Annotated in this window: 16 protein-coding genes; 3 read left to right on the top strand and 13 right to left on the bottom strand. The window is 59.4% G+C overall.

Features of this window, described 5'->3' with window-relative positions; all coding sequences use genetic code 11:
• Window positions 1–38 precede the first annotated feature (38 nt).
• From pcaF to paaG, 4 genes are read right to left on the bottom strand one after another with little or no spacing between them, the layout of a single operon-like run.
• The gene (pcaF, locus tag NLK58_RS07690; RefSeq protein ID WP_117617968.1) at window positions 39–1286 is read right to left on the bottom strand and encodes a 3-oxoadipyl-CoA thiolase; all 1248 of its coding nucleotides are present in this window, start codon (window positions 1284–1286) and stop codon (window positions 39–41) included.
• A complete protein-coding gene (paaI, locus tag NLK58_RS07685; RefSeq protein ID WP_117617967.1) occupies window positions 1283–1729 on the bottom strand; it encodes a hydroxyphenylacetyl-CoA thioesterase PaaI in 447 nt (148 codons plus the stop codon). Before paaI ends, pcaF begins: the two co-directional genes overlap by 4 nt.
• Window positions 1726–3246, bottom strand: coding sequence for a 3-hydroxyacyl-CoA dehydrogenase PaaH (paaH, locus tag NLK58_RS07680; RefSeq protein ID WP_341582458.1), 1521 nt, complete (start codon window positions 3244–3246; stop codon window positions 1726–1728). The genes paaI and paaH overlap by 4 nt, the downstream gene beginning before the upstream one ends.
• Window positions 3247–3249: 3 nt before the next feature.
• On the bottom strand, window positions 3250–4041 hold the full coding sequence (paaG, locus tag NLK58_RS07675) for a 2-(1,2-epoxy-1,2-dihydrophenyl)acetyl-CoA isomerase PaaG (RefSeq protein ID WP_117617965.1): 792 nt from the start codon (window positions 4039–4041) through the stop codon (window positions 3250–3252).
• 390 nt (window positions 4042–4431) lie between these two features.
• On the opposite strand from paaG, the gene NLK58_RS07670 reads away from it, so the two are divergent.
• A complete protein-coding gene (locus NLK58_RS07670) occupies window positions 4432–5031 on the top strand; it encodes a phenylacetic acid degradation protein PaaY (protein ID WP_117617964.1) in 600 nt (199 codons plus the stop codon).
• Window positions 5032–5061: 30 nt separating this feature from the next.
• On the opposite strand, the gene NLK58_RS07665 is transcribed toward NLK58_RS07670, so the two are convergent.
• Entirely contained in the window at window positions 5062–5514 is a 453-nt protein-coding gene (locus NLK58_RS07665) for an Lrp/AsnC ligand binding domain-containing protein (protein WP_117617963.1), read from the bottom strand.
• A gap of 160 nt (window positions 5515–5674) precedes the next feature.
• Between NLK58_RS07665 and NLK58_RS07660 the strand changes: the two genes are divergently transcribed.
• The gene (locus NLK58_RS07660) at window positions 5675–9178 is read left to right on the top strand and encodes an NAD-glutamate dehydrogenase (RefSeq protein ID WP_117617962.1); all 3504 of its coding nucleotides are present in this window, start codon (window positions 5675–5677) and stop codon (window positions 9176–9178) included.
• A gap of 170 nt (window positions 9179–9348) precedes the next feature.
• A complete protein-coding gene (gene putA, locus NLK58_RS07655; RefSeq protein ID WP_341582457.1) occupies window positions 9349–12978 on the top strand; it encodes a bifunctional proline dehydrogenase/L-glutamate gamma-semialdehyde dehydrogenase PutA in 3630 nt (1209 codons plus the stop codon).
• A 30-nt stretch (window positions 12979–13008) separates the two neighbouring features.
• Here the strand turns inward: putA and NLK58_RS07650 are convergent, their stop codons facing one another.
• The 8 genes from NLK58_RS07650 to NLK58_RS07615 form a co-directional block, all read right to left on the bottom strand.
• Entirely contained in the window at window positions 13009–13944 is a 936-nt protein-coding gene (locus NLK58_RS07650) for a biotin-dependent carboxyltransferase family protein (protein ID WP_341582456.1), read from the bottom strand.
• On the bottom strand, window positions 13934–14626 hold the full coding sequence (pxpB, locus tag NLK58_RS07645) for a 5-oxoprolinase subunit PxpB (RefSeq protein ID WP_341582455.1): 693 nt from the start codon (window positions 14624–14626) through the stop codon (window positions 13934–13936). The genes NLK58_RS07650 and pxpB overlap by 11 nt, the downstream gene beginning before the upstream one ends.
• Entirely contained in the window at window positions 14623–15357 is a 735-nt protein-coding gene (locus NLK58_RS07640; protein WP_117617958.1) for a 5-oxoprolinase subunit PxpA, read from the bottom strand. Before NLK58_RS07640 ends, pxpB begins: the two co-directional genes overlap by 4 nt.
• 31 nt (window positions 15358–15388) lie before the next feature.
• Entirely contained in the window at window positions 15389–16696 is a 1308-nt protein-coding gene (locus NLK58_RS07635) for a TRAP transporter large permease (protein WP_117617957.1), read from the bottom strand.
• The gene (locus NLK58_RS07630) at window positions 16696–17214 is read right to left on the bottom strand and encodes a TRAP transporter small permease (RefSeq protein WP_117617956.1); all 519 of its coding nucleotides are present in this window, start codon (window positions 17212–17214) and stop codon (window positions 16696–16698) included. Before NLK58_RS07630 ends, NLK58_RS07635 begins: the two co-directional genes overlap by 1 nt.
• Window positions 17215–17272: 58 nt before the next feature.
• Window positions 17273–18238 carry a TRAP transporter substrate-binding protein gene (locus tag NLK58_RS07625; RefSeq protein ID WP_117617955.1) on the bottom strand — a complete coding sequence of 322 codons (966 nt, stop codon included), beginning with the start codon at window positions 18236–18238 and terminating at the stop codon, window positions 17273–17275.
• Window positions 18239–18288: 50 nt separating this feature from the next.
• Complete coding sequence (locus NLK58_RS07620; RefSeq protein ID WP_117617954.1) at window positions 18289–19104, bottom strand: putative hydro-lyase; 816 nt, start codon at window positions 19102–19104, stop codon at window positions 18289–18291.
• A gap of 68 nt (window positions 19105–19172) precedes the next feature.
• A complete protein-coding gene (locus NLK58_RS07615; RefSeq protein WP_117617953.1) occupies window positions 19173–20105 on the bottom strand; it encodes a LysR family transcriptional regulator in 933 nt (310 codons plus the stop codon).
• Between the last annotated feature and the right edge of the window lie 17 nt (window positions 20106–20122).

Genomic DNA, 20122 nt, shown 5'->3' with positions numbered 1-20122 from the left:
GTTCTTGTAAGATGGTCGTTCCGGTCCGGGCGGTGGCGTCAGGCCACCGCGTCCGTCCGCTCAATGATCAGTGCGATACCCTGGCCGACCCCGATGCACATGGTGCAGAGGGCGTAACGGGCTTTCTGGCCTGCCGCGTGGCGGCGCTCAAGTTCGTTCAGGGCGGTAGTGACCAGCCGTGCACCGCTCATGCCCAGGGGGTGGCCCAGGGCGATGGCACCCCCGTTCGGGTTTACATGCTCGGCGTCGTCCGGCAGCCCGAGATCACGCGTGACGGCAAGGGCCTGGGCGGCGAAGGCCTCGTTCAGTTCGATCACGTCCATATCGGCCAGTTCCAGGCCGGCCGTGGCCAGGACTTTACGACTGGCCGGCGCAGGACCAAAGCCCATGATCCGGGGCTCCACGCCAGCGGTTGCCATGGCAACAATCCGGGCGCGGGGTTTGAGGTTGTATTGCCTGAGGGCATTGGCTCCGGCCAGCAGCAGTGCGCAGGCGCCGTCATTCACACCGGAGGCATTGCCGGCGGTCACGGTGCCGTTGTCACGGAAGGGCGTCGGCAGCGTGGCCAGCTTTTCAAGGCTGGTTTCCCGGGGGTGCTCGTCGGTATCCACTACCAGCGGGTCCTGCTTGCGACGGGGGATGGTCACCGGCGTTATTTCGGCGGCCAGCCGTCCGTTTTTCTGGGCAGCGGCCGTGCGCTGCTGGCTGCGCACGGCGAAGGCGTCCTGGTCTTCCCGGGAAATGCCGAAATCGGCCGCCACGTTCTCGGCTGTTTCCGGCATGGAATCAATTCCGTACTGCTTTTTCAGCACCGGATTTACAAAGCGCCAGCCGATGGTGGTGTCGAAAATCTCCGCCTTGCGGCTGAATGCGGACTCGGCCTTGCCCATCACAAACGGAGCCCGTGACATGGACTCCACACCGCCGGCAATCATCAGTTGAGTTTCGCCGGTGCGGATTGCCCGGGCGGCACTGCCGACCGCATCCATGCCGGAGCCGCACAGGCGGTTGATGGTGCTGCCCGGTACATCCACTGGCAGACCAGCCAGAAGCAACGACATGCGGGCCACGTCCCGGTTGTCTTCGCCGGCCTGGTTGGCGCAGCCATAGAGCACATCGTCAATTTTAGACCAGTCCATATCCGGATGGCGCTCGGTCAGCGCCTTGATGGGGATGGCACCCAGGTCATCTGCGCGCACGGCGGAGAGCGCACCGCCGTAGCGACCGATGGGAGTACGGATGGCATCGACGATATAGGCCTCTTTGAGAAGATTGTCCGCGTTCATAAATTATCCTCCGAATTGCGTACGGTGCCACGAACCTCGTAGGAGCGGCCCCGGAACAGGGCAACCTTGCGGCCGTCCTGGTTGGTTAATGTGATGTCGTAAACGCCGGTGCGGCCGCCGCGGGCCTGCTCTTCGGCGGTGGCGGTCAGCCGGTCGCCTTCTTTGGCGCCGGACATGTAATCAATGCTGCAACTGGAGGCGACGGTGGCCCGGTCATAGCTGTTGCAGGCGAAAGCAAAAGCGGAGTCGGCCAGGGTGAACAGATAGCCGCCGTGGCAGGAACCGTGGCCCTGGATCATGTCGCCGGTTATGGTCATGGTCAGTACCGCCTTGCCCGGGGCAACGGACTCAATGTTCATGCCCAGCTTCTGGCTGGCTTGATCCCGCGCGAACATGGCTTTTGCGCATTCCTCGGCGAGTGTTTGTGGGTTCATCTCGCTCATGAATAAAACCCCTTCTGTGCGAATGCATTCTTCCGAAGCAGCAGGGCAGGGCGATAGCGATCTTCTGCGTAGCTGTTCTGGATGTTGGTGAGCACGTCAAATACGTGGCCCGCCCCGAGGCGGTCGCTCCAACTGAGGGGGCCATCGGGGTAGTTCAGGCCCGCTTTCATGGCCAGATCGATATCGGCGACCGTGGCAACGCCGTGAAGGGCTGCGTCGGCGGCTTCGTTGGCCAGCATGGCCACGGTACGCATGATCACGAGTCCGGGGCGATCAGCGATCCGGCTTACCGAAATACCCGCTTTCTGGAGTAAAGCACAGGCGCAGGAAACCGCCGCTTCCGAGGCCTGTTCGGCCGGAGCCAGGGCAAGCCTGGAGGCCTTGCTGTAATCGAAGGCCAGGTCAAACAGCACAAGGTTGGAAATGCCGTCGGTGGCGGCACGCTCGGTGGCCATCCGGCCATCGGTAAGGGCCAGCACGGCATCGCCGAAGCGAAGCCGGCCCGGGCCGTCGCGTTCGATCACGGTCAGGCCAGCGCCTTTGAGGCGCTCGATCAATGGAGCTGCTGCGCCGGGGTTGCCTTCGGCAATGACGACGGTCTCATCGCATTGGTGGGCCGGCTCTGTCTGTGGCTCCGGCTTTTGAGCGTCTTCGCCGTAGGGGTAGAAACCCTGGCCACTCTTGCGACCCAGCCGGCCAGCTTCCACCAGCTCCTTCTGGATCAGCGAAGGCAGGAAGCGCGGGTCCTGATAGTAGGAGTTGAACACAGAATTGGTCACGGCGTAATTGACGTCGTGGCCGATCAGATCGGTCAGCTCAAACGCGCCCATGCGGAACTGGCCGGCTTCGCGGATGATGGCATCCAGCGTTGCGGCATCGGTGGCCTGTTCCTGCAGCAGGCGCAGGCTCTCTGCGTAAAACGGACGGGCAACACGGTTAACGATAAAGCCGGGAGTTGAGGTGGCATAGACCGGCTTCTTGCCCCAGGCGCTTGCCGTGGCGTGAACCGTCTCAGCGACGGTTTTGCTGGTGGCCAGGCCCATCACTACTTCTACCAGTTCCATCAGGGGTGCTGGATTGAAGAAGTGCATACCCACCAGGCGCCCGGGTTTTTTCATTCCGGCGCCGAGGGCGGTGACGGAGATGGACGAAGTGTTGGTGGCGAGGATCGTGTCCCCGGCACAGAGTTCTTCCAGCTTAGCCAGCAGTTGGCGTTTGATTTCGAGATCCTCAATGATAGCTTCAATCACCAGCCCGGTATCGGCTGCTTCACTAAGGTTTTCAATCGGCTGGATCCGGCCGATGATGGCGTCCAGCTCCTGCTGCTGCATCTTGCCCTTATCGACCCGACGCTGGAGCTGTTTGGCAATACCGTCACGGCCTGCCTCAGCAGCACCTTCTCTCTGGTCGTGCAGGTAAACATGATGGCCTGCCTGGGCGGCTACCTGGGCAATACCGGAGCCCATGGCCCCGGCGCCGATGACGGCAACTTTGGTTTGGGTGTCCAGTGCCGGCATGGCTTATTTCCCCTTGAAGTTCGGCGTGCGTTTTTCCATGAAGGCGGCAACGCCTTCGCGGTAATCCTCGGTCTGCCCGGCTGTGCGCTGGAGGTCCCGCTCCAGATTGATCTGCTCTTCAAAGGTATTGCTGGCGCTGGCGTGCAGTGCGCGCTTGATTAGGGCCAGGCCCTTGGTCGGCTGGGTCGCGAAATGGCGGGCAAGCTTCATGGTCTCTTCCATGAGTTGCTCGTTATCGACACAGCGCCAGATCATGCCCCAGTTCTCGGCCTGTTCGGCACTGATCTTCTCACCCAGCAGGGCCATACCCTTGGCCCGGGCCATGCCGGCCACGCGGGGCAGGATCCAGGTACCGCCCGAGTCGGGTACCAGGCCCAGCTTGCAGAAAGCCTGAACGAAATTGGCGGAGCGGGCCGCGAGGGTGATGTCGCAGGCCAGGGCGATGTTGGCTCCGGCGCCGGCCGCCACGCCATTGACGGCGCAGAGCACCGGCATCGGCAGATCCCGAAGGCTGCGCATCAGCGGGTTGTAGTAGTTCTCCAGTGAGGCGCCCAGGTCCGGCATTTCCTGGTCCGGGGATACGCTGCGGTCTGAAAGATCCTGACCGGCGCAAAAACCCCGGCCAGAACCGGTGATAACCAACACCCGGACAGACTCATCCTTGCGCACAGTGCTGATGGCATCGCGCATGCGTTCGTGCATTTCGACATTGAAACTGTTCAGGTTGTCCGGGCGGTTCAGGGTTAGCAGAGCCACGCCCTGATCGATTTCAAGAAGAATGCTCGGCTGAGTCATGGCGTTGTTGTCCTGTTGTTTGTTGTTGGGGATAGCGTGAAAGGCGTCTTGGACCGGTACGGTGCTATCGATTGTGGAAAATGAGTATATCTTAGAATTGATACTCGTCAAGGACTGTGCTCGCCAGGTTCTGTATCGCTTTGGTCTTAGTGGATGCTGTGCCTTTTCTACGTCATTGAAAATCATATATAAATTTTATTTAGCGACGGTGCGGGCCGGACTTTCACCCGATCTTCGGTGGTGGATAGGCCCCTCAGGGCATGCAAAACCCTCCGGAAAACGATAATGTGATACAGAAAACGAATCACAAGAACGTATCGGGTCCCATGTTTGTTGGCCCTGTACAGGCCTGATCTGTTTCCGGTACCCACCCTTGCCCAGGAGAGCGTTATGCCCAGTTACAGTATAGAAGGCGTTGTTCCCGTCGTTCATCCGTCTGCCTATGTACACCCGACGGCTGTGCTGATTGGTGACGTCTGGATCGGCCCGGACTGCTATGTCGGGCCGGCGGCGTCGCTGCGCGCCGATTTCGGCCGGATTATTCTCAAACAGGGTTCGAACGTTCAGGACACCTGTGTAATGCATGCCTTCCCGGGCATGGACACCATCGTCGAGAAGAATGGCCACGTCGGGCACGGCGCGATCCTGCATGGCTGTGTTGTTGGCGAGGACGCCATGATTGGCATGAATGCGGTGGTGATGGACGAGGCCCGTATAGCGCCCCGTTCGATTGTCGGAGCCTGTGCGTTTGTGAAGGCAAAGTTTACCTGTGAGCCGGGATCACTGATTGTCGGGTCGCCGGCGAAAGTGATGCGGATGCTCAGCGACAAGGAAATCGCCTGGAAGAAAAAGGGAACCGAGGAATACCAGAGACTGACACTGCGCTCCCTGGCCAGCCTCGAGGAAGTACAGCCACTCGCAGATGCTGAAGAGGACCGGCCCCGGGTGGATGCCGGGGGGTACAAGCCGAAGTACGAGCAATCCGAGTGATAGCCGGCGCCGGCCCGTGAAGCGTCGCTTTTACAGTCCGGCGTCCCTGACATTCTCCATCACCACAAATGTGCTGGTCTGGAGCACGTGGGGCAGTGCCGATATCTCCTCACCCAGGACCTGTCGGTATTCCTGCATGTTCCGGGTCCGGACTTTCAGCAGGTAGTCGAAATTGCCGGCAATCATGTGGCATTGCTCCACCGCGGATATCTGCTTCACGGCTTTATTGAAGGCTGCCAGGGCATTGCTGCTGGTGTCGTTCAGGGTGACCTGGGCAAAGGCGATGTGGCTGAGGCCCAGCTTGGTCTGGTTGACCAGGGCCGTGTAGCCGGTGATGTAACCCTGTTCTTCCAGCCGGCGCATCCGTACCTGACAAGGGGTTTTGGAAAGGCCCACCCGGGACGCGAGCTCGGTAACGGTGATCCGGGAATTTTTCTGCAACTCGCGAATAATGGATTGGTCAATTCTGTCCAAATCGGCCATGTGGTCGGTTCCAGGCTGTATTAATGGCTAAATCATCCGGTAAATATAATCAAAACTCCTCGATTCCGAAACTATACGGTTAAAGCGACTTCCGGGGCTTGCGTATACTATCAGCTACGCTATTACCGAAAGAACGTGTAAAAAAGCCCGGAGAGTTTCAATGACCGATCCGCACACATTACAAAAACAAACCCTGCTGGAACAGCTTGCCGATGTCCTTCAGAACCAGTCCACCGACAATGACGATTCCCTTGAGTTGCGTGAGATTGTCGCCCGGATGGTTCAGGAATCCCGATCATGGGACGACGATCTGCACGCCGAGCTCGTTCGGGTTTTTGGTGAATCCCTCGGGGGGCGTTACGCCCAGGTGTTCAGTGGCGGGTTTCCCTCGGCCTACCGGGCCAGGTTTTCGGTAGCGGAGGCACTGGCCGATATTGAGCAGATCCAGTCCATCGCCGTCTGCACCGATGTACCCATGCGCTTTTACCAGCCCCGGGATTCTTCCGAAACCGGATTCCATTTCAAGCTGTACAGCGAGGGGCAGCCGGTTGTTCTGTCTGATGTGATCCCGATCCTCGAGAACCTGGGCATGCGGGTGCTCGGTGAACATCCTTACCGGGTGCGGCGCCGGGACGGTGAAACTTTCGGCGTCAGTGACTTTACCGTTGAGCTCCATACCCGCTGCCGGGATGCCGACCTGGACGCAGCCAGGCCGCTGATCCAGGGGGCTTTCCGGGAAATCTGGAATGGCTTTGCGGAAAACGACGATTTCAACCAGCTGATCATGCTGTGCGGCCTTGGCTGGCGTGAAGTGTCCCTGATCCGGGCCTATGCCCGCTATATCAAGCAACTGCGTTTCGGCTTCAGCCAGCCCTTTATTGCCGAGACCCTGGCCCGCCACCCGCATATCACCTCCATGCTGGTGTCCTTCTTCCAGAAACGGTTTGACCCTGGGTTGCAGGGGAGAAAGAAAGGCCAGGCCTCAGCAGGCAAGGTTGAGGCAGAGATACTTGATGCACTTGAAGCGGTAGAGAGCCTCGATGATGACCGGATTCTCCGGCGCTTTTTCGTGCTGATCCGGGCTACACTCCGAACCAGTTATTTCCAGCGCCAGGAGGATGGTGGATTCCGGAGCTACCTCTCGCTGAAGCTGGACCCTTCCTCCATTCCGGACATCCCCCGGCCTCGGCCGAAATTCGAGATTTTCGTTTACTCGCCACGGATTGAGGGTGTTCATCTGAGGTCTGGCCCTGTCGCCCGGGGTGGCTTGCGGTGGTCTGACCGGATTGAGGATTACCGCACCGAGATTCTCGGCCTGGTAAAAGCCCAGCAGGTAAAGAACTCGGTGATTGTGCCGGCAGGTGCCAAGGGTGGCTTCGTGGTGAAGCAGCCGCCGCAGGATGGGTCCCGGGAAGCGCTGCGGGAGGAGGGCATCGCCTGCTACCAAACCTTTATCAGGGGGCTTCTGGACATTACCGACAACCTGGAAGACGGCAGGGTTGTGCCCCCGGAAAGCGTGGTCCGTTACGACGGCGACGACACCTACCTGGTTGTTGCCGCAGACAAGGGAACCGCCACGTTTTCTGACATTGCCAACACGCTTGCCGCGGAATACGGCTTCTGGCTGGGTGATGCTTTCGCCTCCGGCGGTAGTGAGGGCTATGACCACAAGAAAATGGGGATTACCGCAAGGGGCGCCTGGGAGTCGGTAAAGCGACATTTTCTGGAAAAGGGCACAGACACCCAGGCGGACGAATTCACCGTGGTGGGCATTGGCGACATGGCAGGCGATGTGTTTGGCAATGGCATGCTGTTGTCAGAGCGGATTCGCCTGGTTGGCGCCTTCAATCACCAGCACATCTTTATTGATCCGCAGCCGGATACCGGGGCGTCTTTCCGTGAGCGTCAGCGCCTGTTCAATCTGCCGGGGTCAACCTGGGCCGATTATGACACCGGACTCATCAGTAAAGGTGGCGGCGTGTTTTCACGTGCCATGAAGTCCATTCCGGTGTCTCCGGAGATGCGGCGGATGCTTGGTACCAAGGCCCGGACGCTGCCACCCGCCGAGTTGATCAGCGCCCTGCTTAGGGCGCCGGTGGACATGTTGTGGAACGGTGGTATTGGCACCTACGTGAAAGCGCCCTCCGAATCCCATGAAGAGGTGGGCGACAAGGCCAACGACGCCCTGAGAATCGACAGTAACCAGCTGCGTTGCAAGGTGCTGGGAGAGGGTGGCAACCTCGGCGTGACCCAGCGGGCGCGGATTGATTTTGCCCGCCTCGGCGGCTCGGCCAACAGTGATTTCATCGATAACGCCGGTGGCGTGGACTGCTCGGATCATGAGGTCAATATCAAGATCCTTCTCAATGATCTGGTGCACCGGCAGCGGATGACCCTGCCCGAGCGCAACGGCATGCTCCGGGCAATGACCCCGGAAGTGGCGGACCTGGTGCTGAGAAACAACTACCGGCAGGCCATGGCGCTGAGCCTGGCGCAGAACACAGCGGTCGCCAGCGCGGATCAGTATGAGCGGCTGATGCGGCGTCTGGAGACAGAGGGCAAACTGGACCGCGGCCTTGAGTTTCTGCCCTCCGATGAAGAACTGCAGGCCCGCCGGGAGCGCGGTGCCGGCCTGACCCGGCCGGAGCTGGCGGTACTGGTGTCCTACGCCAAGATCGAGCTGAAACAGGCGTTGGTGGCAGCTCCAATTGTGCATGACCCCCGGTTTAACGCTGCGCTTCACTCGGCGTTTCCGGCGTCCTTGCTGGCGGCTTTTCCGGAAGCGGTAGGTGCTCATCCGCTGCGGGCCGAAATATCGGCAACCCAGATCGCCAATGATCTGGTGAACCGCATGGGGATCACCTGGTTCGACCGGATCCGCAGTGCCACCGGCGCGGATGCGGGCCGGATTGCCGCGGCTTACCTGATTTCCCTCCGGGTTCATGACGTAGACGCGCACTGGGAAGCGATTGAAGCGCTGGACGGAAAAGTCAGCGCGGATGTGCAGGCAGAGCTGTTTGCCGATGCCATTCGCCTGGTGACCCGAAGCACCAGTTGGCTGTTGCAGAACCGTCGCCAGGCGCTGGATCCGGTGTCGTGTATTGATCATTACCGGGCGCCGCTGGCCGATGTTCTGGCCTCCAAAGAGCGCCTGGAATCGGTGATTCCTGCAAGTCGTTGGCAAGAAAGCTATGCTGAGTATTGTGAGCGGAAGGTTCCGGAGGAGTTGTCAGCCTGGTGCGCTTCCGCGGAAAGCCGATACTGGCTGATGGATATGATCGAGATTTCCCGTCAGTTGGGCCAGGATCTGGGATCTGTTGCCTGGGTCTATTTCAGGCTTGGCGAAAGTCTGAACCTGACCTGGCTCGACCGGCAAATGCGGGCATTCCGGGCAAATGGCCACTGGCAGGTGCTGGCGACCATTCACTACCGGGATGAACTGGATCACCAGTTGCGGAACCTGACGCTCAGCGTGTTTTCCGAGCCGGTAGCGGGTGACGGAACCCCGGTCGAGCGGCTGGATGCATGGCGAGATGATAAACAGGCGTTGCTCAGCCGGTGGCAGCGCATGTTGAGCGATATGCAATCCGCAAGCGATGTGGATTGTGCCGTTTTCTCGGTGGCTCATGGAATGCTGAGAGAGCTGGCCTCAAAAGCCGGATAGCGGAAGCGGAACAGGCAAAGCGCCTAAAAACTAATGGTTTTCGAGAAAATTATTAAATTGTGATCATGTAAAAAAGACGTAATGTCGTGCTTGCCTGGATTTTACAGAGAAATAGTCTTTGTTGATATCGGTAGAATGCCGGAGAGACAAACAACTAAGAGGGTACAGCTATGAGACCGCAGCAATCAGAGACGCCAGAGCTTGTTGATAGCCGGCAGGCGATCCGTGAATACATTCTTGCTGATGAGCACAAGGTGATCCACGAGATGATTGCTGGCGCCCAGTTGTCCCAGGCTGAGCGGGATGCCATTTCCGCCCGTGCGGCCGACCTGGTACGCAACGTCCGCAATAACGCCAAGTCCACCATCATGGAGAAGTTCCTGGCGGAGTATGGCCTGACCACCAGGGAAGGCGTTGCCCTGATGTGTCTGGCTGAGGCGCTGTTGCGCGTGCCTGATAACACCACGATCCACGAACTGATTGAAGACAAGATTACGTCGGGTGCCTGGGGCAGTCACGTGGGCAAGGCATCATCATCGCTTATCAACACCGCGACCGTTGCCTTGCTGATGACCAGCAACCTGCTCAAGGATTCCGAGCGCAACACCGTGGGCGAAACCCTGCGCAAGCTGCTCAAGCGTTTTGGTGAGCCGGTGATTCGTACTGTCGCCGGCCAGGCGATGAAAGAGATGGGCCGCCAGTTCGTACTGGGCCGCGACATCGATGAAGCCCAGGACGAAGCCAAGGACTACATGGCCAAGGGCTATACCTATTCCTATGACATGCTGGGTGAAGCTGCCCGCACGGATGACGACGCCAAGCGCTACTACGACGCCTACTCCAATGCGATCGACAGCATCGCCAGGGCGAGCAAGGGCGATGTGCGCAAGAATCCGGGCATTTCCGTGAAGCTGTCGGCCCTGTTGGCCCGTTACGAGTACGGCAACAAGGAGCGGGTGATGAACGAGTTGCTGCCCCGTGCCCGCGAACTGGTCAGGAAGGCGGCGGCCGCCAATATGGGGTTCAATATCGACGCTGAAGAGCAGGACCGTCTTGATCTGTCCCTCGACGTCATTGAAGCGCTGGTGTCGGACCCCGAGCTGGCCGGATGGGATGGCTTTGGCATTGTGGTTCAGGCCTACGGCAAGCGCTCGTCCTTCGTGATCGACTGGATTTACGGGCTGGCCGAGAAGTACGACCGCAAGATCATGGTGCGTCTGGTCAAGGGCGCCTACTGGGATGCCGAAATCAAGCGCGCCCAGGTGATGGGCCTGAATGGCTTCCCGGTGTTCACCCGTAAGGCCTGCAGTGATGTCGCTTTCCTCTCCTGCGCCACCAAACTGCTGAACATGACGAACCGCATATACCCGCAGTTCGCCACTCATAACGCCCATTCCGTCTCCGCCATTCTGGAAATGGCCAAAACCAAAGGCGTGGACAATTACGAATTCCAGCGTCTGCACGGCATGGGCGAGTCCCTGCACAACGAAGTGCTGAAAGTCAGTGGTGTGCCCTGCCGCATTTACGCGCCGGTTGGTCCCCATAAGGATCTGCTGGCGTACCTGGTGCGTCGACTTCTGGAGAACGGGGCCAACAGCTCCTTTGTTAACCAGATTGTCGATACCAGCATAACCCCGGAAGAAATCGCGAAAGACCCCATTGTCAGCGTGGAAGAGATGGGCGACAACATCTCCAGCAAGGCGATTGTGCATCCGTTCAACCTGTTTGGTGAGAACCGTCGCAACTCCAGGGGCTGGGACATCACTGACCCGGTCACGGTGAAAGCAATCGAAGACGGTCGTGGTGCTTACAAGGAGTATCGCTGGAAAGGTGGGCCTGTGATCGCCGGTGAAGTCGCCGGTACCGAAGTCCAGGTGGTGCGCAATCCGGCGGATCCGGATGATCTTGTCGGGCACGTAACACAGGCCTCTGAAGCGGATGTGGACGCTGCCATTACCGCAGCGGCGGAAGGCTTCAGGAGCTGGTCGCAGAAGTCTGTGGAAGAGCGTGCAGCCTGTGTTCGCAAGGTCGGTGACCTCTATGAGGAAAACGTCGATGAGCTGTTCGCACTGACCACCCGCGAGGCCGGGAAATCGCTGGCGGATGCCATTGCCGAAGTTCGCGAAGCAGTGGATTTTTCCCAGTTTTACGCCAATGAAGCGATCCGCTACAAGGACAGTGGTGACGCCCGCGGGGTAATGTGTTGTATCTCGCCCTGGAACTTCCCGCTGGCGATTTTCACCGGGCAGATCCTGGCAAACCTGGCGGCGGGTAATACTGTCGTTGCCAAGCCGGCCGAGCAGACGTCCCTGCTGGCGGTGCGGGCCGTTGAACTGATGCATCAGGCGGGTATTCCCGAAGATGCCATCCAGTTGCTTCCGGGTACCGGTGCCACCGTCGGCGCCGCGCTGACCTCCGATTCCCGTGTCAGTGGTGTCTGCTTCACCGGCTCCACCGCAACCGCCCAGCGCATCAACAAGGTCATGACCGAAAACATGGCCCCGGACGCGCCGCTGGTGGCGGAAACCGGTGGCCTGAATGCCATGATTGTGGATTCCACCGCGTTGCCGGAGCAGGTTGTCCGTGACGTACTGGCGTCCTCGTTCCAGAGCGCCGGCCAGCGTTGTTCGGCGCTGCGCATGCTGTACGTGCAGAAGGACATTGCCGACGGTCTTCTGGAAATGCTTTTCGGTGCCATGGAAGAGCTGGGCATTGGCGATCCCTGGTTGCTGTCCACGGATGTGGGGCCGGTGATCGACGAGAACGCCCGCAAGAAGATTGTCGACCACTGCGAGAAGTTCGAGCGTAACGGCAAGCTCCTGAAGAAACTGCCGGTTCCCGGGAAGGGGCTGTTTGTGTCTCCGGCGGTGCTGAGCGTGAGCGGCATCGAGGAGCTGGAAGAAGAAATCTTCGGGCCGGTGCTGCACGTTGCTACCTTTGAGGCCAAGAACATCGACAAGGTGGTGGATTCGATCAACGCCAAGGGCTACGGCCTGACCTTTGGTATCCACAGCCGGGTTGACCGTCGGGTGGAGCGCATCAGCAGCCGGATCAGGGTGGGTAACACCTACGTGAACCGGAACCAGATCGGCGCCATTGTCGGCTCCCAGCCGTTTGGTGGCGAAGGCCTGTCGGGCACTGGTCCCAAGGCGGGTGGTCCGCAGTACGTTCGTCGCTTCCTGAAAGGTAAGACAGTTGAGCGTGAAGCGGATTCGAGCGCCAAAAAGGTGGACGCAAAACAGCTCCAGAAGCTGATTGGCCAGCTCGACAAGCTGAGCGCACCGAAGCCGGAAGCCCGGGCCGAGGCCCTCAGACCCATCTTCGGGGAGGTTCCCGAGCCGCTGGATGCCTACGTGGAAGCTTTGCCGGGACCAACGGGCGAGACCAACCGCCTGTCCAACCATGCCCGTGGTGTCGTGCTCTGTCTGGGGCCGGACAAGGAAACCGCTCTGGAACAGGCCGGTACGGCGTTGTCCCAGGGCAACAAGGTGGTCGTGATTGCTCCGGGTGTTCAGGAAACGGTAGACAGCGCCGCCAGGGCAGGACTGCCGGTCGTTGGCGTTGAAGGGCTGCTGGCGCCGGAAGCATTGGCCACGGCAGAGGGCTTCGAGGCGGTGGTGAGTTGCGCCGGCCAGGCCTTGCTTAAGGCGTATCGCGAGGCCCTGGCCAGGCGTGACGGTGCCTTGCTGCCACTGATCACCGAGCATACCCTGGATCAGCGGTTCGTGATCGAGCGCCACCTGTGTGTGGACACCACCGCTGCCGGTGGTAACGCAAGCCTGATTGCCGCATCCGAGTAAACCGGATGTGGCCGGAAAGCCCGGCCGGTGTCAGTCCCCGCTGACGCCGAGCCGCAGGCGACGGTTGAACAGCAGCCGTTGCGCTTCCGCCCCGGCGACATCTCCAAGGTAAAAGCTGACGCTGGCTCCTGGCCCCCGTTGTGCCAGGTGACCAGCATCCAGTGCGCTCAGGCAACCGATCTTGGGGTAGCCGCCGATGGTCTGGCGGTCTTTCATCAGCACGATTGGCTGACCGTCACTGGGTACCTGAATCGCCCCATAGGCAATCCCTTCCGAGACAATCCCGTCCAGATCCGAATGAATGGCGTCGCCTTGCAGGCGGTAACCCATTCTGTCGATGTTCTGGGTGACTTCGTAGTCGTCCGAGAAAAACTTCATGCGCTGAACAGGGGGAAAGTGGCGGAACTGGTAACCGGGAAGCAGGCCCAGGCGGAGTGGCTCACGGTAATCCGGGATTTCGGTGTCCGGCAGGGCTGCATCAACCAGGTTGTCGGTTTTTGCGAACCCGATCCGGTCTCCTTTCGCCAGTTTCGCACCGTTGCCGTGCAATCCTCCCAGACCTTCCCGACTGACCGTCGCGCAACTGCCGAGCTTCATGGCCGGCTTGAATCCCCCGCGGACCGCAAGATAGGCGCGCAGACCGTTCACCGGGGCGGTGAATTCAAGGCGATCCCCACGGCTGATCCGATAGGTCCGCCAGGGTCTGATATCCCGGTTGTTCAGGCGGGCGCCAAGATCACCACCGGTGATGGCCATGCTGGTGTCATCGTGCGCCAGCAGGCTGAACCCGCCAAAAGTAATCTCAATCTGGGGAGCGTTAAGGTCATTGTCCAGCAGGCGGTTTGCCCAGAAAAAGGCAAACTCATCCATCGGACCGCCCGTGGTCACGCCGATGTGCTGGTAACCGCGACGACCAGAATCCTGCATAAGTGCAAGCATGCCGGGGGCGAGAACCTCAAAGCTCATCAAGGCTTCCTCCCAGGTCAATGAATTCCTGCCGGCTGATGGGGCGGAAGCGCACCTGGTCGCCAACCTGAACCAGCGCCAGGGACTCACTCTCCCAGTCAATCATTGGTTGCGGCGTGCGGCCGATGATCTGCCAGCCACCCGGTGTGGAGCTTGGGTAAATCGCGGTCTGTGTCCCGGCCAGGCCGACGCTGCCGGTGGGTACTTTCAGTCGGGGGGTCGATTTCCGCGGAATGGCAATCCGTTCATCGGTGCTTCCCAGGTAGGCAAAACCCGGAGCGAACCCGATGGCATAGACCTGATACGACGGTTCGCTATGGATGCGGACAACCTCTTCCTCCGTCAGCCCGGAGTAGTCGCAGACCTCGCTCAGGTCAAGTCCGACCTCCGCACCATAGTACACGGGTAGCTCAACGACGCGTGCTGATGCGCCCTCCGCGTTTGCGTCTTCAGTCTCGCTGGCAGCGCTCCTCAGCCGGCGGGCAATTTCGAACCGGTCGGCGCTTTCAAGATCCCATGTCACCAGAATCGAGGTATACGAGGGGATCAGGTCCACCAGGATATCCGCCATGGAGCGGCGAATTCCGTCGGTTACCTGTTTCACCAGCCTCGCGGACTCAGCGCCGATCTGATCGCCAAGGTACACCATGCAGGTGTTTTCATTGACCGACTCAATCTTCATGCCGACTCGACGACCCGGCGCATGTGCCGTGCGGCATCAACCGCGTGGTAGCTGTCACCATGAATACAAATGGTGTCCGCCTTGATCGGGATCCGCTTTCCGGAAATGGTGGTGACGGTGCCTTCCCGGATGATCTGCGTGACCTGTTGTTCGATCGCCTCGGTGGTCTCGTGGACGGCGCCCCGGACCGACCGTTTCACCAGTCTGCCCTCGTCGCTGTAGGCGCGATCTGAAAACGCCTCGAACCAGACCTGAATGCCGTATTCTTCAGCCCGCTCCTGAACCTGCGGCCATTCGGGCGTTGCCATGACCACCAGGGGGCAGTGTGGCGCATAGGACCGGACGGCCGACATCACGACGGACAGGGTCGTGTTGTCGACCATCATCCGGTTGTAGAGAGCGCCGTGGGGCTTCACGTATTCGATGGCCGCGCCGTGAACCCGGCAAATGCCATCGAGGGCCCCCATCTGGTACACCAGAATGGCCTTGAGCTCGTCCGGCCGGCAGTCCATGTCCCGGCGGCCGAACCCCAGCAGATCCGGGTAGCCGGGGTGGGCGCCGATCGTCACGTTCCGGGCCAGCGCCAGCTTCACGGTATGGTCCATGGTCAGTGGATCGGAGGCGTGGAAACCGCACGCGATGCTGGCCATGTCAATGTAGGGCATGACTTCGGCGTCCATGCCCTTGGTCCAGGTGCCGAAACTCTCACCCATGTCGCAATTAAGTTTCATCGCGTATCTCCGGAAAACGTTGTTTGGTGCATTATCTCTGACTCATGGTCTGAGGCAGATAGGTGGCAATCTCCGGGAACCAGCCGATCAGGAAAAGCGCCGACATGATCAGCAGGAAGAAAGGCAGCGCTGCCCGGGCAACGTAAAGAATGTCCTTGCCTGTCAGGGACTGGATGACGAACAGGTTGAAGCCCACCGGGGGCGTAATCTGGGCCATCTCAACCACCAGTACGATAAAGATACCGAACCAGAGCAGATCGATGCCCGCCTGCTGAACCATTGGCATGACAACCGCCACGGTGAGAACCACGACAGAGATACCGTCTAGGAAGCAACCAAGGAGAACAAACAGGATCGTAAGGCTTACCAGAAGCTCAAACGAGGACAGGGACATGCCGCCGATCCAGGCAGCCAGTTCCCTGGGAATCCCGAGAAAACCCATGGACAGCGTCAGGAAATGCGCGCCAACCAGGATCAGGCCAATCATGCAGGAGCTTATTACGGCGCCCAGCAGGCTGTCCTGAAAGCTCCGGACACTCAGGGAGCCGGTCGCCGCAGCAAGAATCAGGGCGCCGAAGACACCCAGGGCCGCCGCCTCGGTCGGTGTCGCAAAACCGGTATAGATAGAACCCAGCACAAAAATGATCAGCCCGAGAATCGGAAGCAGCATTCTCAGTGCCTTGATTTTGGCGCTAAACGAAATGTGTTCCTTTTTGCTCTTGGGCAGTTGATCTTTGTTCAGGGTTGCCCAGATCATGGTGTAGCCCATGAACATGATGACCAGCATGAGCCCGGGCAGTGCGCCGGCGACGAACAGCCGGCCGATGGACACCTCCGCGGCAACGCCATAGACAATCAGAATGATGGACGGTGGGATCAGGAGCCCCAGTGTGCCCGAGCCAGCCAGGGTGCCTACCGCCATTTTGTCGCTGTACCCCTGAGCTTTCAGTTCCGGCAGTGTCATGCGGCCGATGGTTGCCGCGGTGGCTGCGGAAGAACCTGAGACGGCGGCGAAAATGCCGCAGCTTAGGATATTCACATGCAGCAGCTTGCCCGGCAGGCCGCCCATCCAGGGCGCCAGACCTTTGAACAGGTCCTCGGACAGCCGCGTCCGGAACAGAACCTCTCCCATCCAGATAAACATCGGCAGTGCGGTCAGCGACCAGCCAGTGCTGGCGCCCCAGCTGGATGTGGCAAACAGCAGGCCAATCTGGTCATTTCCGGAGAGAAGCAATCCCAGGACGCCGATGGCGACCAGGGTCAGTGCGACCCAGACCCCGAGCGCCAGCATCAGGATCATGGAGACGGCCAGGACAATGGAGAGAAACGCAACGTCCATTACACTTCCTCCAGGTTGATTTCGTTTTCATGCTGCTGGTAGGACGGTGTGCGCTTCCGGATGACGGCAATCAGGTCGTCGAGGATGGCGATGTTCAGGGCCAGCATGCCCAGCCCGACCGGAATCTGGGGTATCCAGAGCGGTATCGGGATATAGCCGTGGGAGACTTCCCCGAAGATGTAGGATTCCCAGACCATGTGCCAGCTATAGAACGTCATGTAACTGGCGAGTCCGAAGCCGAAAATCAGCACTGACAGTTCCTGGATATAACGCGGGCGTCCGCTCCACTTCTGAATGACCAGTGTTACCCTGATGTGTCCGCCTTCGTGAAAGGTGTAGGCCAGGCCGAAAAAGGTGGAGGCGGCGAGGGCGTAACCCGACACGTTCTCTGCTGATGGAATGATGAAACCGAATATGCGCCCAACGATCTGGGCAAGGATCACCACCATGATCAGCGCGATACAGAAGCCCGATGCGTAGCCGGATGCCAGGTAGAACTTGTCTCGAAGAGAGCTCATGACCGATGCCTCTCAGGGGAGCCCCTGAGCCGTCAGGAAGCTCCCTGTGAATGAATCTTCAGCGATAGCGGGACAGAATGGCGCCGACTTCCTCCGGAGCTTCCTGTTCCCACTCCTTCACCATGATGTCCCCGATCTTCTGAAGCTCGGCCATCAGTTCATCCGACGGTTCGGAGACGATGATGCCATGTTCTGCAAGGGTTGCCGTGTCTTCGGCGGCGGTTTTGCGAACGCCTTTCCAGCCTTTCTCTTCGGCCGCGGCGGCAGCATCAAGGATAACCTTCCGCTGCTCGTCGCTCAGCCGGCGGAACGCCCGTTTATTGGCAACAACAACGTTCTTGGGAATCCAGGCCTTTATATCAGTATAGTGGGAGAGGTAATCCCACGCCTGGCCGTTGGCGCCGGTGGATGGTGAGGTGATCATCGCGTCAATAATACCGGTGCTGAACGCCTGCGGAATTTCGGGAACCTGTACGGTGGTGGGTGTTGTGTTCATAAGGTCCGCGAGGCGCGAAGTCGACGGGCTGTAGGCGCGCATCTTCAGGCCCCTGAGATCTTCCAGCGTGTTTACCGGTGCCTGGGTGTAGAGGCTCTGGGCCGGCCAGGGGACAGCGTACAGCAGCGTCATGCCTTCCTTGTCCAGCTGTTTCTCAATCTCGGGTTTTGCGGCTTCCCAAAGCTTTTCGGCGTCTTCAAAGGTTGTTGCCAGGAACGGAATGTTATCGTGCTTGAAGACCGGATGAGTGTTACCCATGATGCCGATGAAAATCTCTCCCAGTTGCACCTGACCGGTCCGGACGGCTCTCGGGATTTCCGGGTGCTTGACCAGGGACGCGCCAGAGTGAACTGTGATGTCGATGTCGCCATCCGTGCCGTTTTTGATGTCCTCGGCAAACTCATAGGCGATCTGGGTGGGCAGGTTGGCGTCGCCATAGGGCGTCGGCATGTGCCACTGGTCGGCCTGGACGGATGAGGTGAACAGCGCCCCGGTAACCAGGGTGGCTGTAGCGAGTTGTTTAAACATAACGAATCTCCTGTGCTTTTGTTGTTGTCACCTTCAAAGGGTCTGGTGGCTCAGAGTACCGCCAGCTCTTCATTCAGCCGCTCTGTCAGCAGCATTTTTCCCGGTACGTGGGTTATTGCGATCGGCAGGCGGGCATGTTCCAGAGCCAGCTGGGGGGTAACTCCGCAGGCCCAGAACAGCGGAAGCTCGCCCGGCCGGATGGTTACCGGATCTCCGAAATCGGGTTTGTTGATGTCCTGAATTCCAATCAGTTCCGGATCGCCAATGTGTACGGGTGCTCCATGGGCCTTGGGAAGGCGTGTCGTCACCTGGATCGCCCGGATGGCATCGGCACTGGCGAAAGGGCGCATTGAAACCACCATGTTGCCGTGGAATCGGCCTGAGGGTCGGGTGGTAATGTTTGAGCGGAACATGGAAACATTCAGGCCCTGTTCGACGTTTCTCACCGAGAGGCCTGCCCGGCTCAGGGCGTCTTCGAAGGAAAACGAACAGCCAAGAACAAAGGTAACGAAATCGTCCTGCCACAGGCTTTTAATGTCACTGACTTTTTCACTGCGCTCGCCATTCCTGAAGACCTGGTACTCGGGTACATCGGTGCGGATATCCAGGTCCTGGCCCAGGTCAGGCAGGTTCGGGTCGCCGGGCCGGGAAACGCCGATCAGCGGGCAGGCAACCGGGTTATTCTGACAGTATAGAAGAAATTCTCCCGCCCACTCGGAGGGCAGGATGACCACGTTGCCCTGAAGCAGGCTGTTCGCGACTCCGCTTGTGGTGGCGGTGTGCGTACCCGAGCGAATGCGTGCCCGCAGTTCTGAGGCCTGCTCAAGCAGGCTGGCCTTGAAATCGGAATACGCACTTGTGTGCATGTCGGTAACCCCTGATTGAAATTGTTATCTGCAACTAATTTTCAGGGTATACCGAGCCGTGAAAATGTCTAATTATCGTTTTTTAGACCTGACGATAACATTTCGTGATGAGGCGCTTGTGCATACTCACTGGAGACCCTGACAGCCAGGTTGGCTGCCAGCTCCGCGACCGGGTTAAAGGGGACGCCTGGGTAAGAGGCGGTAAAGGCAAGTTCCGATGGCGTCCATGATGTCTGGAGTTGAACCAGTCTGCCGTTGTCCAGTTCGTGCTCGATCACGCTCAGGGGGAGCGTGGAAATGCCGATGCCATCCAGGGTTAATTGCCGGCAGGCGGCGAGGGAACTGGACGAATAGAACCGGGCGGGCAGTTCGTCGAGTTCACTGAACTTCTGGCTGATCTCGGCAAATGGTCTGGTATTTCTGGCGTAGGTGATGATGGGCCATTGCGCCAGTTCCTTGAGATCCAGGCGACTGTCGGGCAGGTTCAGCTCCGGGCTGGCCACCCATACCAGTGGAAAGCTGCAGAGCTCGCGGTTTTCGATCTTCGGTTCGGAGACCGGGCCCATCAGGAAGGCCAGATCCAGACTCCGGTCCAGCAAACCGGTGCGAAGATTCCCGGTAACATCCACGGTTATCTCAACATCAAGGTTGGGTACTGTCTCGTTCAACTCCCGAAAGAAACGGGGCAGCCACGAATGGACAATGGTTTCCGAGACGCCCAGCCGAAGAATGCCGGACAGCAGGGCAACCCGGTCGGCCCGTTTACGCAGCTGCTGGGCCATGAAAACAATTTTTTCGGCGTAGGGCAGCAATTCCTGCCCCTTGCTGGTCAACTGTGTATGGCCTGACTCCCGCTCGAACAGCTTGACGCCCAGCTCTTCCTCGAGTGCGGCGATGCGGTTGGAAATGGCAGGCTGGGTTGTGTACTGACGTTCGGCGGCCTTGCGAAAGCTCCCGAGTGTGGCCACCCAGATAAAGGATTCCAGACGTTTGAAGTTCATTGGTTTCTGACCTCCAA

The organism is Marinobacter metalliresistant (assembly GCF_038098645.1).
Taxonomy (GTDB): Bacteria; Pseudomonadota; Gammaproteobacteria; order Pseudomonadales; family Oleiphilaceae; genus Marinobacter; species Marinobacter metalliresistant.
The sequence above is the reverse complement of the archived record's forward strand: the minus strand, read 5'-3'. Positions and strand labels throughout refer to the sequence as shown.